General features: G+C 64.2%; 12 protein-coding genes. 4 read left to right on the top strand and 8 right to left on the bottom strand.

Features of this window, described 5'->3' with window-relative positions; translation table 11 throughout:
- Nucleotides 1–88 precede the first annotated feature (88 nt).
- Both E5S66_RS05935 and E5S66_RS05930 read left to right on the top strand, forming a co-directional pair.
- Nucleotides 89–2,239: a TonB-dependent receptor gene (locus tag E5S66_RS05935; RefSeq protein ID WP_138348372.1), complete on the top strand. Its 2,151-nt coding sequence runs from the start codon at nt 89–91 to the stop codon at nt 2,237–2,239.
- Nucleotides 2,240–2,247: 8 nt separating this feature from the next.
- Complete coding sequence (locus E5S66_RS05930; RefSeq protein WP_138348371.1) at nt 2,248–2,874, top strand: PepSY-associated TM helix domain-containing protein; 627 nt, start codon at nt 2,248–2,250, stop codon at nt 2,872–2,874.
- Between the two features lie 167 nt (nt 2,875–3,041).
- Here the strand turns inward: E5S66_RS05930 and E5S66_RS05925 are convergent, their stop codons facing one another.
- Nucleotides 3,042–3,647, bottom strand: a complete 606-nt coding sequence (locus tag E5S66_RS05925; protein WP_246037159.1) for a HutD/Ves family protein — start codon at nt 3,645–3,647, stop codon at nt 3,042–3,044.
- A gap of 50 nt (nt 3,648–3,697) precedes the next feature.
- On the bottom strand, nt 3,698–4,036 hold the full coding sequence (locus E5S66_RS05920) for a ComEA family DNA-binding protein (RefSeq protein WP_138348702.1): 339 nt from the start codon (nt 4,034–4,036) through the stop codon (nt 3,698–3,700).
- Between the two features lie 246 nt (nt 4,037–4,282).
- Between E5S66_RS05920 and E5S66_RS05915 the strand changes: the two genes are divergently transcribed.
- Nucleotides 4,283–5,791 (top strand): M20 family metallopeptidase, encoded by a 1,509-nt coding sequence (locus E5S66_RS05915; protein ID WP_138348369.1) that lies wholly within the window; start codon nt 4,283–4,285, stop codon nt 5,789–5,791.
- Between the two features lie 75 nt (nt 5,792–5,866).
- Here the strand turns inward: E5S66_RS05915 and E5S66_RS05910 are convergent, their stop codons facing one another.
- From E5S66_RS05910 to E5S66_RS05885, 6 genes are read right to left on the bottom strand one after another with little or no spacing between them, the layout of a single operon-like run.
- Nucleotides 5,867–6,262, bottom strand: a complete 396-nt coding sequence (locus E5S66_RS05910; protein ID WP_138348367.1) for a type IV pilin protein — start codon at nt 6,260–6,262, stop codon at nt 5,867–5,869.
- Nucleotides 6,263–6,276: 14 nt separating this feature from the next.
- Nucleotides 6,277–9,810, bottom strand: coding sequence for a pilus assembly protein (locus E5S66_RS05905; RefSeq protein WP_138348365.1), 3,534 nt, complete (start codon nt 9,808–9,810; stop codon nt 6,277–6,279).
- Nucleotides 9,811–9,819: 9 nt separating this feature from the next.
- Nucleotides 9,820–10,368 (bottom strand): pilus assembly PilX family protein, encoded by a 549-nt coding sequence (locus tag E5S66_RS05900; protein ID WP_138348363.1) that lies wholly within the window; start codon nt 10,366–10,368, stop codon nt 9,820–9,822.
- A complete protein-coding gene (locus E5S66_RS05895; RefSeq protein WP_281278266.1) occupies nt 10,365–11,408 on the bottom strand; it encodes a PilW family protein in 1,044 nt (347 codons plus the stop codon). Before E5S66_RS05895 ends, E5S66_RS05900 begins: the two co-directional genes overlap by 4 nt.
- Nucleotides 11,405–11,851: a type IV pilus modification protein PilV gene (gene pilV / locus E5S66_RS05890; protein ID WP_171033484.1), complete on the bottom strand. Its 447-nt coding sequence runs from the start codon at nt 11,849–11,851 to the stop codon at nt 11,405–11,407. The genes E5S66_RS05895 and pilV overlap by 4 nt, the downstream gene beginning before the upstream one ends.
- Nucleotides 11,852–11,858: 7 nt before the next feature.
- Nucleotides 11,859–12,428 (bottom strand): GspH/FimT family pseudopilin, encoded by a 570-nt coding sequence (locus E5S66_RS05885; RefSeq protein WP_138348357.1) that lies wholly within the window; start codon nt 12,426–12,428, stop codon nt 11,859–11,861.
- Nucleotides 12,429–12,541: 113 nt separating this feature from the next.
- Between E5S66_RS05885 and E5S66_RS05880 the strand changes: the two genes are divergently transcribed.
- A complete protein-coding gene (locus E5S66_RS05880) occupies nt 12,542–13,612 on the top strand; it encodes a sensor histidine kinase (RefSeq protein WP_246037158.1) in 1,071 nt (356 codons plus the stop codon).
- Nucleotides 13,613–13,627: the final 15 nt, after the last annotated feature.

Here is a 13,627-nt window from a genome sequence, read left to right as displayed (position 1 = left end):
CCTGCACTTTTGATTGCCAATACGAATCGTTCGCATTAGCATGCGCGGGTCGCAGCATTCAGCTGCCTTGTCTGTCCCCGAGGATTCGATGCTCCAGCTCCAGCTCCAGCACCCGCGCCTGCGCTTCCGCCGTCCGTCCCCCGCCCCGTTGACCCTCGCCATCGGGCTGGCGCTGTGCGCACCTGCTTTCGCATCGGCGGTCGAGGACGACGCCAGCAAGCGGGACCCCGCCAAGGACGTGGACGCGGTGATCGTGGTCGGCCAGCGCTACCTGCCCGACTACCAGGTGCGCAACACCCGCGGCGCCACCAAGACCAACACGCCCCTGCTGGACGTGCCGCAGGCGGTCACCGTGGTCACCGACAAGCTGGTGGCCGACCAGGCCGTCACCAGCCTCAACGAAACCTTTCGCTACATGCCCGGCGTCGGCACCGCGCAGGGCGAAGGCAACCGTGACACCCCGGTCATGCGCGGCATCAGCTCCACCGGCGACTTCTACGTAGATGGCATCCGTGACGACGTGCAGTACTTCCGCGACGTCTACAACCTGGATCGGGTGGAAGCGTTGAAGGGCCCCAGCGCAATGATCTTCGGTCGGGGCGGCAGCGGCGGCGTCATCAACCGCGTCACCCGCATGGCCGACGGCATGAACCATCGTGGCGGCACCCTGCAACTGGGCTCCAACCAGCGCCAGCGCGGTACGCTGGACTTCGGCCAGGGTTTCGGCGAATCCGCCGGCTTCCGCGTCAATGCCGTGGTCGAGGATTCGCAGACCTTCCGCGATGACACTTACCTGAAGCGCTACGGCGTGAATCCATCGCTCAACTTCGATCTGGGCAACGCCACCCGCGTGGTGCTGGCCTACGAACGTTTCCACGACGACCGCACCACCGACCGCGGCGTGCCTTCGTTCAACGGCCGCCCGCTGGCCACCGATCCGGCGACCTTCTTCGGCAACCCGAAGCTGAGCCGGACCGAAGCCGACGTGGACGCCTTCGATGCGATCATCGACCACGCCTTCAGCGAAGGCCTGAACCTGCGCAACCACCTGCGCTGGGCCGATTACGACAAGTACTACCAGAACGTGTTCCCGAGTTCGGTGGATGCCACCGGCACCAGCGTGACGCTGGCCGCCTACCGCGCCGACACCACCCGTCGCAACCTGTTCAACCAGACCGACCTGGTCTGGGAAACCCGCAGTGGCGCGCTGCGGCATACCGTGCTGGCCGGCATCGAGCTGGGCAGGCAGGTCACCGACAACTTCCGCCAGACCGGTTACTTCGCGCCCGGCACCAATGTCGTGCCGATCTCCAATCCCAACGTGGACCTGGCGATCGACTTCCATCAGAGCGCCACCGATGCCGACAACCACGGCGTCGCCCGCACCTCGGCGGTATACCTGCAAGACCAGATCGAGTTCTCGCCGCAGTGGCAAGCGATCGTCGGCGTGCGCTTCGACAACTTTCGCGTGGACCTGCGCAACAACCGCAACGGACAGTCGTTCCGCAGCGACGACAACCTGCTCTCGCCGCGCGCCGGGCTGGTCTACAAGCCGCTTCAGAACGTGTCGTTCTACGCCAGCCTTAGCAAGGCGTTCCAGCCGCGCGCGGGCGACCAGCTGGCCTCGCTCAACCTGGGCAATGCGGCGCTCGATCCGGAGAGCTTCCGCAACCGCGAAATCGGCGCCAAGTGGGACATCCACAAGGACCTGCAGGCGACCATCGCCGTCTACCGCCTCGACCGCAGCAACGTGGCGGTCACCGACCCGGCCGACTCGACCAAAATGCTGCTGGTCGACGGCCAGTACACCGAGGGCGTCGAAGTGGGCCTGGCCGGCCGCATCACCGATCGCTGGCAGGTCATGGGCGGCTATGCCTGGCAGTCCGGCGAGATCACCACCACCCAGTCGGCCACCGCCATCGAGGGCAACCGGTTGGCGCAGCTGCCGCGCCATTCGGCCTCGTTGTGGAACCGCTACGACTTCAACGATACGTTCGGCGCCGGCCTGGGCATCGTGTACCGCGGCGAGATCTACGCCAACGTGGACAACAAGGTGGCGCTGCCGGCCTTCACCCGCGTCGATGCGGCGGTCTACTGGACGCTCTCGCCGTCCCTGCAGCTGCAGCTCAACGTGGAGAACCTGGGCAATACCCGCTATTTCGCCAGCGCCCACAGCAACAACAACATCAGCCCGGGCGCGCCGCGCAGCGCATGGGTCGGCCTCAACTTCCGCTACTGAGCTGACCCATGGGCCAGGACATCTCGGCACGTCGCCGCAATACCCGCTACCGCTGGATCCGCCAGATCCATTTGTGGATTGGCGCCTGGGGCGCGCTGGCGGCCATCCTGTACGGCATCACCGGCCTGGTGATGAACCACCGCTTCGGCGATGGCGCCTGGCCGCAGGGCGAAAGCAGCGAGACCTCGCGCGTCGAGCTTGCGATCCCGGCCGAGGCGCGCGCAACGCCCGAACAGCTGTCGCTGTGGCTGCGCGCCCGGCAGCAGCTGGATGCCCAGGTCATCCGCAAGGGTGGGCCCGGTGGCGGCGCGGGCAAGCCGCCCTCCAAGTGGACCTTGAGCGGCGGCACCGCGGGCAGCTCTTGGGCGCTGGAGTATGCCCCGGGCGACGAGAGCGCCACGCTCAAGCACAGCAGCCACTCGTCGCTGGCCGCCTTCAACCGCCTGCACAAGGCGGTGGGCGGTGGCCTGTTCTGGATCCTGCTGGCCGACAGCTTCGCCATCGGCATGCTGCTGCTCGGCCTGTCCGGGATCTGGATGTGGGCGCGCGGACGCAACCTGCGCCAGATGGCAGTCAGCATGATGGGGCTGTCTACCCTGGCGTTCGTCGCGGTGCTGGGGTTGGCATTGAGCTAACCCACCGGCCGATAGAACCAGGCGACAACGTCGCTCTGGCCTTCGGTGAAGAATAAAAAAAAGGTGCGGCACATCCCTGTGCCGCAGCGACGTCAATTCCTTCGACGCCGCCTTTGACCTTAAAAACCCCAGGGGGATGAGGGTTGAGCAAAGCCGCTCGGCTTTGGTCAAGCCTCGTCTCGCCCGACTACCCGGATCAGCAGCAGCTCACCAGCGCCATCCAGCGCAAACCGGTTGCGTGCACCGTGACCCCGCAGGATCGCGGTGTCGCCGCACTCCATCTCGCCCGGCCCGATCGAGCCGGGGAAATGCGCCTGCCCGGACAGCATGTGCACCACCCAGGTTTCCCCGGGGCCCGCAAACAGCACCATCGCCCCGGCCAGCGGCCGCCGCCACAGCTGCGCATCGACCTGCTCGCGCTTCCACATCAGGTTGAAGTCGCGGCTGGGGCCGTCCACCAGCTGCCCCACCAGCGGGCGTTCGCCGGAGAAACACAACACGTTCGACGATGGCAGCAGCTCCCGCGTGTCGCCATCGTCGAAATGCAGGCGCATGCCGTTGCCTTCCAGCAGCACCAGCGCGCGTTCCACGCCCGGGAACGTCGAGAACGGCGCGTCGGTTTCCACCTCGGCGATCGACAGCCGCCAGCCCCAATCGTCCGCATCGGGAAAGCGGAACACTTCCGAAGTCCAGCCTGCCCCGTTCTTCCAGCGCATCCGCCGGTAGTCCTGAGCGCGCAGCACCAGGGCTGCCGGCGTCGATCTTCCGTTCATCGCCGAAGTATCGCCGGCCCGGGAAGGGCCGGCGCAGATCCGATCTGCATTCATCGACGCACGACCCGCTGCGGCGCTGCCTTCGCAGGTGCGGCCGCGGTCTTCGGCGCGATGCGCTGTCCGCCCACCACGATCCGGTCGCGGTTCTTTTCCACCGTCTTCAGGCCGATGCCCTTGACCAGCGCCAGCTGCTCGGCGCTGCGGAACGCGCCGTTGGCCTTGCGGTAATCGATGATCGCCTGGGCCTTGGCCGGACCGACGTTCACCAACACGCGATCGATGGTGCCGGCATCGGCGGTATTGATGTTGACGGTCTCGCCGGCGATGGCGCTGCCGGCCAGAGCGAACAGCAGCACCAGCGGGGACAGCAGGGTGGTCAGCGACTTCATGTTCATGGCATGGCTCCTTGGTTGGGATCTGTAGCCGGTCCGCGCTTGCGATCCGGTGTGTACAGGTTGCCCACCGCGACAGGAACAGCCTATCGGCCGCCGCCCCGGCGCGCGTCGGGATTACCGCCCGGTTTTCCGTAGGAAAAGTCTGATCTCCTCCCGGCCAAGTACCGTCCGGACGAAGGCCGCCCTGCCCTGCGGCGCTACAATGGCGGCTTCAGATCACGCTTCGGAGACAGGCACGCCATGCATACCGCCACGTTCGACGCCAACCAGGTCCGCGACTTCGTCGGCGCCAAGTGGGATGCCGAAATCGTCCCGCAGCTGGTCGACTACATCCGCATTCCCAACAAGTCGCCGATGTTCGACGCCGACTGGGTGCAGAACGGCCACATGGATCGCGCGGTGGCGCTGATGGAGACCTGGGCGAAGGCGCAGGCCATCCCCGGCATGCAGCTGGAAGTGGTGCGCCTGGAAGGCCGCACGCCGCTCATCTTCATCGACATCCCAGCCGCCAACGGTGGCCGCAGCGACGACTGCGTGCTGCTCTACGGCCACCTCGACAAGCAGCCGGAAATGACCGGCTGGGACGACGACAAGGGCCCGTGGGAGCCGGTGCTGGAAGGCGACCGCCTGTACGGCCGCGGCGGTGCCGACGACGGCTATGCGATCTTCGGCTCGCTGACCGCGGTGATGGCCCTGCAGGCGCAGGGTGCCGCACACGCGCGCTGCGTGGTGCTGATCGAGGCCTGCGAGGAATCCGGAAGCTATGACCTGCCGTTCTACGTGGATCATCTGGCCGAGCGCATCGGCAAGCCCTCGCTGGTGGTCTGCCTGGACTCCGGCTGCGGCAACTACGAGCAGCTGTGGTGCACCACCTCGCTGCGCGGCCTGGCCGGCGGCAATCTCACCGTCAAGGTGCTGAGCGAAGGCGTGCACTCCGGCGATGCGTCCGGCATCGTGCCGTCCAGCTTCCGCATCATCCGCGACCTGCTCTCCCGCATCGAGGACGAGGACACCGGGCGCATGCTGATCGACGGCATGCACGTGGACATCCCCGCCGAGCGCCTCGCGCAGGCCGCCAAGGTGGCCGAAGTGCTGGGCGACGAAGTCTTCGACAAGTTCCCTTTCCTGCCCGGCATGTCGCCGATGCACGAGGACCGCACCGAGCTGGTCCTCAACCGCACCTGGCGACCGGCGCTGTCCATCACCGGCGTCGACGGTATCCCGCCGCTGGCTTCGGCCGGCAACGTGCTGCGCCCGCATACCGCCCTCAAGCTCAGCCTGCGCCTGCCCCCCACCCTCGACGGCAAGCGCGGCGGTGAACTGCTGCAGGAAGCCCTGTTGAAGGACCCGCCCTATGGTGCGGAGGTCAGCCTGAAGCTGGAGAAGGCCAGCACCGGCTGGAACGCCCCCGCACTGGCACCGTGGCTGGAAGCGGCCATCGACCAGTCCAGCCGGGAGTTCTTCGGCAAGCCGGCGATGTACATGGGCGAAGGCGGCACCATCCCGTTCATGGGCATGCTGGGCGAGAAATTCCCCGGCGCGCAGTTCATGATCACCGGCGTGCTGGGCCCGCATTCCAACGCGCACGGCCCCAACGAGTTCCTGCACATCCCGATGGGCAAGGCGGTCACCGCCTGCGTGGCGCGGGTGATGGCCGAGCACAATGCGGCCAGCCTGCGCGGCGAAACCACCGGAGTGGCGGCGGCAGCGATCAATTCGTTTGCGGATACGCCGGGGGGGTGCTGCTGACTACCTGCAGGGACGCTGGTAGCACAAACGAAAAACCCGCCTTTCGGCGGGTTTTTCGTTTGTGAAGACCGGGGCTTACCAGCAGCCTGCGGTGGTCGGCGACTTCGCACCGGCCTGGTCGATGGTCAACGTGCCACAGGCGCTGTCATTGCTGGCCTGCGTTCCCTGCGGGGTCGCCGAGATCGCGTAGGTGGTGGCCGTCGGTCCTGCAGAAAACGCGAACGCGTAATGCGCCGCCACCTCCGTCGTGCAAGGCGTAGCTGGCGCAGGTGCCCCGCTGTAGCTCATCGTCGTGGTGTAGTACCGCTCCATGAATTGGGCCTGCTCCAACAGGCACGATGCACCTGCGGAGCGCCTTGCCTTCACCATGTGCTGCGTATACACGGGAAAGGCAATCGCAGCGAGGATGCCGATGACGGCAACCACCACCATCAGCTCGATCAGGGTGAAACCACGCGTGTTGGATTGCATGCTGTGTCCTCTGCTCACTGCTTCGGCACGAGTTCGCGCCAGTTGACACGGCGGGGCTGACCGCCCACCGATGTGCCGAGTTTCTCGCTTACGGTATTCGTCGCGCCGCCTTCGCTGGAGAACGCGCCAGTGCCAACAGTCGCCAATCCGCTGGTGACGTTGACTTCGGTCGGCATGCCGCCGGTCACGCCGACAGAACCAACCAAACCGCCGGTCACGGTGCCCGAATTCGGGAAGTAACCCCCCGAGTTGGAATTGGGACTGGTCCCGGTGAAGAGGTTGATACCGTTGAGGAAACCACTGCCAGTTGCGGCTTCGCAGCCTTGCCCGCCAGAGGAAGGAATCACCGAGGCGACGAACATTGCCGTGCCATAGATCGTAGGCGCCGAAATCACCCGCTCCGGCGCCGTGAAGTCGAGGTACCAGCCCTTCTTCCCACCCGGCAGGGCGCTGTAGCCCTCGAAGCCGCGCAGCGGCCTGCCATCCGGACTAGTGCCGCTCAACGGGATCGTCCGCGCCTGCAAGTCATTGCGACCCGAAATGGTCGCGGCTTCATCAACCAGGCCGTACAGGGATTGAGTCCCGCCAGCAGCCAACGTCGTGGGAACATCGGAAGTCGAGATGAAGCGGCCGGTGCCGAAACCGACGAACACCTTGCCCGACAGCTCGTCGCGGCCGACACCGATACCTCCGGTGATCGGCTGACTGGTGCCGGTGGAATCCACCGCTTGGAACAGCTTCACTGCGGCAGTCGGGACATTGGTTCCCGAGAAGTCCCAGCGCCAGACGTTGCCCTTCAGATCGCCGCCATACACGGTATCCACGGTGCCGTCGCCGTTGAGATCGGCCATGCCCAGCGACATCAGGCCGTTGCCCGTCCCGGCGTCCGCCACCAGGCGAGTGGTGCTCACCACGGCACCGCTGGTGGCCAGTTCATAAACGAACAGCGTAGCGGAGCCGTTCGGGCTATCGATACCGTTGGGAACGAAGGCATAGGTTTTGTCACCGTTGCCCTTGCGGATCCGCACCGCACCCAGCACATAGCCCATGTTCGGATCGGTGGTGGTGTCCTGGGTGGTGTTGTCCCACAGGACGTCACCAGTCCCCATGCTGCCCGGCGCGGTCACGTTGAGCGCGAAGACGCCCCGCCCACCGCGCCCCAGCGCGCCCACCAGCACGTTGATGAAGTTGCTGCCGTTGCCGTCTATCTGGCCGACATCGAGCTGCCCATCGACGAAATAGTGGTGGTCATAGGCAGTGGAGCTCAGGTTGGCCAATGCCGTGTAATCGAGCCCCTTCGGCATATAGGAGAACAATACCTTGCCGTTGGCGGCATCAATTCCGTGCAACATGCCGTCGTTGGCACCGATATAGACGGTATTGGTGCCAGCCACGTATGCGGGCGAGGAGTCAACGATGTCGCCAACTGGATGGGTACGCTTACGCAGGGTGCCCGAAGTCTGGCCAAGTTCCTTGCTCTGGACGCCTCGCAGATAGTCGACGTTTTCAGCGGCGGTGACCGCATCGCTCTGGCCGGTGCGGGCGGCAAAGTCCGAATCACCGGTGAAATTGGCAGAGGTGAAAAGCTTCGCGGTGCCGCCCTTGCTGGTCAGGACCGTCCGGCCGGAGAAAGCCGCGTTTACACCGGTAGGCTCGAAGGTCTTCGACAGGACCCACAGCGGAGTAGTGGACACGCCGGTCAGGGCGGCATTGAACGGACTGGCGATCAAGTCGCCCAACCATGTGCTCGAGGTAAAGCCGGCCACGAAGGTCAACGTGGTGGTGTCTGTCTTGGTGGAGCTGGATGCGATATTGGAGCCCGAGGCAGTCCGGCCGTCGATCGCCTTCAGCGCGTCACTCAATGCCTGGGCAAAACGGTCTGTGTCCGAGGCCACAACGAACGCACCGCGACCGTTCAGGGCCGCGTGCCAAAGATCGTCAATGCGCTCGGCACCGGAATTGTTGATCGGATCGACGCTCCAGGGTGACGGCGGCGGGTTATTGGGATTGAGGGTTCCCTGCAAACCGATCGAAACGCCGAACGTCACCATGTGCTGCCAGTTGGCCGTATCGGAAGAACTGGTGCGGACGTTATCCGTCATGTCCGTACGCAGGTCATTGGCCCAATAATAGTAGGCGACGTCGGCGAGCGTGTTCGAATAACTGTCCCGGTAGCGCCAGGAAGCGACGTTGTCGGAATTGCCGACGTTGGTGTATCCGCTGTCGCTGTTCCAGTAGCCATCAGTGGTCAGGATGGCGTAGTTCTGCCGGCAGGTCAGAAGGCTCCCGTTGGAGTCCTTCCACGGGTCATCACTGTTCTTGAAGTATCTTGCTGCTCGCTGTAGCGCGCCCTTCAGGGGCGTGGTGCTGCTGGCACCGGCCGCATGGAGCCTGCTGTAGAAATCCGTACGGTTGGTCCCTTCAAAAAGGCCGCCGTTCGTCGCGAACGGAATTGGATAGGCCGGCGTCGACCCCGCAGTATTGGCGCCGCTACCGCCCCGATTCCAGATGGTGTCAAACCCCACCCGGTAATTCTTGCCCAGCTTCCCGAATGCCTCGGAAGCGCCCGCCTTGGCCATCTTGTTGCGGGTGCGGTGGTACTGGTACCAGTTGGCGAAATTCTTGAGCTCAGCCTGCTGCAGAGCGCTGGTATTGCCGGCAGGAGTCGTGTCGTCCCAGCGCAGCCCATCTGCCGTGTATGTAACCGTGTTGTTGCTGATGGTTCCATCCGCATTGACATCGAAATAAACAAAGTTCGCACCGCCATTCGGGGTGATGGTCAGGCTCTTTGGATTTCCTCCGCTCCGATCACGATCATACAAACCACTATTGCACGTGCTGGAGCTGTACACATAAAGGTCCGCACGCCCACTCCCACTAACGGAGATAGTGACCTGACTGTAACCAGACACCGGCACCGCGTAGCACTGCGACCAGTTCTCATCTTTAATCCCCGGCAGTTTCCCGGAGAGGATATTGGTAATGGTTTGTTTCTGGACAACACCACCGCTGTAGCTGGTGGATGAGGACGAACTAGTAATCCTGTACTTGTCGTAATTGCTCGGCGTCGTGCCGGGATTGGCAACCTTTGGCACGTAGAAATACGTTTCGCTCTCGTTGGAGCCGCTTGTCAGGTTGATCTTGCTCGATGTCGGACTGGTCGTACTGCTTGCTACCGACTTGAAATCAGCCTGAGTCAGGCGCGCATTCAAATCCGTACTGTCGGTGCGCCAAGGCAGGTAGGTCTTGCCAGGGTTGTAATAGAGCGTATTGTTCACGTAGGAACGGTCGACAACATTATCGGACAAGTTGTCCTTGTCCACCGTCCCGTCCTTGTCAGCGGTCATCCACGCGCCTTCCATCGACCCCGAGTCATCCAGAATCAGCAGGATGTTTGGCGGAATCGTGCTGCCACCGGTCATCAGCGGATATTGCGGGAACGATGTGGTGGCCGCATTGACCGGCAACCCCAACAGGGTGGCGACGGAAGCCGCAAAGACGACGCCGGCACGCTGCATCGGGTTCGACGAATTAGGCTTGATCTTCATGGGATTACCTCAGCGCCGATACAGCGACTGGAGAATGACCTCGGCGCCGTTCGGCGTCGCGGCATAGGACGTGATGCGATAGACGCTCTGGGACACGCCCGAAAAACAGGGTTTGGAAAGATCGATGCAGGACGAGGCACCCGACCCCGTCACCGCGGAAGTACCAAAGTTTTCAATGACGAATTTCGGGGAAATCGACATGTCCTCGCTGATCTTGACCGCGGTGCCCGTCTGGTAACCCCCGCCACCGTCGCTCCAGAAACCGGCCACGTCCCAGGACGCGTCCGCACAGCGGCCGCCGGCGCAACCACCGCCGGTGGGGAAAGTAATGGTGCCGTCACGTGCGATGACCTCAGCCTGGCGCAAACCAGCTTCCGCGACCTGGAACGACATGCCGCGAGTGGTGATGTTTGCGGCCATTCGCTCCTGCATGATCGCGCCGCGCATGGAGGCGATGCCGAGTACGGTAATGATGACCAGCAGCATCAGCACGACGATCAGCGCGGCGCCCTGCTGGCGGCCGCGTTTCGGGACGGATATAGAAGCGACCTGTTTCATTGGATGTCCTGGTGATTCCGAAGCAGGATGTAATCATTCAGCGCCCGGGTAATGACCCCGTCATCAGTGCCCTCGGTGTCAGCCTTGGTCAGCGTCCCCTGCGCGGCGCGGAACACCATGTTCACGTGCACGGCAGTAACCCGCCCCCAATCCAGACCAGCCGAAGCGTCCACATAAGCGGCGGCATCGCCCACCTTGTAGGTAATCTGCATATTGGTGACGCCTTCGGCGATTTCGTTGCTCGTCCCGACGGTCGCGCCACCGTTGCTGGTCTCCTGGCGGTAAAGCGAGGTGCCCCCGCGCCCGTTGGCAGCCAGGAACCATCGCACCGCCGTGGGCTTGACCACCTGGACAGGAGATTTGCTGGGCTCGTTCAGGCAGTTCGAGTTTTTGGGCGTTTCCGGGAGGAAACAGTAGCCTGGCGCGTTAGTGCCGCCCACCGACGCATCAAACGCTTCCTGGGTGATCTGGAACGGCTTGGCGAGATTCCCGGGAGTGCCCTGGCCACTGTTGTGCTGGATGGACGTCCCCGAGGGCAGCGCAGTCGCCTGGAAGATGGCAGCGACATCGGCGTTACATACCATCAGGATGTCGCCCGCCGCCAAACCCGTGGTACCGGTGACTTCGATATTTGCGCTGGGCGTCTCGTTCTTGGTGACTGCAATGGATGTGCCGGTAGCCTGACTGAGCGTGATGCTGTCGGATCCGTTCGGCCCGCCGTTGTTCGCGCCGGACACGCCGTTCTGCCAACCCGCGTAGTAGGAGCCGCCTGGCTTGGTGGTATCCAGCATGTTGACGACATTCCGGGTGCAGGGATTACCACCCGCTTCGCGGATATCGCGCGCAAGCATTTCATACGCGCTGCGCTGGTTTTCCTGGATGCGGCTGATCGCTTCCGTGGAGCCGTAAACCTTGCGGTTCGAGAAGAACATGCTGCCGGCCGCGCCAATCACCAGGATCCCCAGCAACAGGCTGATCATCAGCTCCACAAGCGTGAAACCCCGCTGGCGACGCTGCACCACTCGATCCGTATGAGTCATAGCTGGCTCGTGATGTTGATTTCTGACGGAGTGCTGCCGCCCCCTGTAGCGCGGGCATCGCTCCACTGGATGCCGACACTGCAGGTCATGGTGTCGGCGTTGCATACGACTTGGCCTTTCGCATCCGGTGCCACGGTGACTTTCAGCCCGTCCAGCCAACCGGCCATCGTGCCGGGCGCGCCGTCCCCGGGACCGTCTGCATAGATATTGGTGTTGTAGGCACTCAGGTTATTCCGATCGGCGCGGATGATGTCCATCATCGAGTACATCTGCAGCGCAGCCTGCGTGCGATACGCCGACGCGCCCGCATTCTTGAGCGTGATCGACTGCATGGCGGCGATTCCAAGCATGCCTACCGACAGGATAAGCACGGAGATCATCACCTCCAGCAGACCAACGCCACGTTGCCGCTGACCGCCGATTACATGGTTGCTACGCGTCATATTCACCTCAGTTGTCAGTCGGAGCAGTACAACCGGACGATGCCGCACGTCGCGCCGTACTGATTCGGCCAATACTTGCGGATACGTCGGCCGCATTCAGTCCGGACATTGCCGGGGAGCAGAGGCTCACCGTTCCGCTTCCGTTGGCGCCCACCGACGAGAATCCCGAAGGACTGAAGGTGAACTTGTTGGATGCGCCGGACAGGTTGGCACTGGCACTGACGGTGATAGCCGGAGACAGGCTCGCTTCGCGTAAGACGGTGACCACGTCGCCACCGCCGGTCTTCTTCGTCATCAGCGCGATCCAGCGGCTGCCGGCGCCGGCGGCGCAAGTACTGCCCGTACTGGGGCAGACCTCGACGCGGGCCCTGTTGGTGATAGCTGCAGAACGCGCTGCCTGCAACATCGCCACCATTTCATTGGCGGACGAGGTCAGCCGGTTGGCGCGGATGAGGTTGGTGAAGCTGGGAACCGCGACAGTCGCGATGATGCCCAGGACCGCGACGGTCACCATCAGCTCCACCAGGGTGAAGCCGCGCGAACCGCGGTGCAGCGGGTGTGGGTACAGGTGTGACAACGTGGCGCCCCTCCCAATTTGGCTAGTCAACCTTATCCATCGTGCCACGGGGTTGCCAGTCAGGACCGACGGGCGGGCGCTCGCCGGGGGCAGGCGGTGGGTGGCCGCACCCCTTGGCCAGCTCAGGCATCCCCAATGGCGCCTCTGCTACCCTGAGAAAAAGCTGCCGACCCGCCTTGAACGCCTCCCCGGATCCCCTTGCCGCGCTCTGGCGCCCGCCCGCCCTTCTCGGCGTGATGCTGGGTGGCGAGGCATTGGCGGCGATCCTGGCGCTGGCACCGGCCCAGAACGGTGGCCGGCTGGTGCAATTCGGGCTGGCCTCACTGGGCATCCAGTGGGTGGCCCTGGGCACGCTCTGCGCACTGTATCTCCTGCGCAACCGCCTCGGCCGACTGCCACCGATGACATTGGCCTGGGTCTGCCTTGGCTTGTTCCTGGCAATGAGCCTGCTGGTGTCGATGGCGGCCTGGAGCGTCCTGGCCGTGGGCGGACTCGGTGACGGCAGCCGCCGGGCCTTCGTCCTGCGCACACTGGCGATCGCGCTGGTGGTGGGATTGATCGGCCTGGTGAGCTACCAGAACTACTGGCATTCGCGGCGGCTGGCGGTGCGCGCCAAGCAGTTGGAACTGGAGGCACTGCAGGCGCGGATCCGCCCCCACTTCCTGTTCAATACCCTCAACACCGGCGCCGCCCTGGTGCACGCGCGGCCGGATGAGGCGGAACGGGTGCTGCTGGACCTGGCCGATCTGTTCCGCAGTGCGCTGCGCGGGCCGCAGCTGATCCCGTTGGCTGAGGAGTTGGCGCTGACGAGGCGTTATCTTGAGATCGAAGCCCTGCGCTTCGGGCCACGGCTGCAGCTGACCTGGAATGTTCCGGCAACGCTACCGGAGGTGCAGGTGCCGTCGCTCTCGATCCAGCCGTTGGCCGAAAATGCGATCCGCCACGGCATCGAACGCCTGCCAGAAGGTGGGCGGCTGGATATCAGCGTGCATGCGGGCGAGCGCGGCGGGATCGAGGTCGTCATCGCCAACGATCTGCCCGCCGTCGAAAGCAGCCACAAGGGCCATGCGGTGGGCTTGGCCTCGGCACGCGAGCGGGTGCAGGCGATGACGGACGGTCGCGGGCGGATCGATGCGTCGGTGGAGGATGGGCGCTTCGTGGCGCGGATGCGTCTGCCCGCGTGAGTCCCAGCCGGAGCG

It is taken from the genome of Thermomonas fusca (assembly GCF_005862345.1).
Taxonomy (GTDB): domain Bacteria; phylum Pseudomonadota; class Gammaproteobacteria; order Xanthomonadales; family Xanthomonadaceae; genus Thermomonas; species Thermomonas fusca.
Note: the sequence above shows the minus strand (reverse complement) of the source record. Positions and strands in the feature narration are given on the sequence as shown.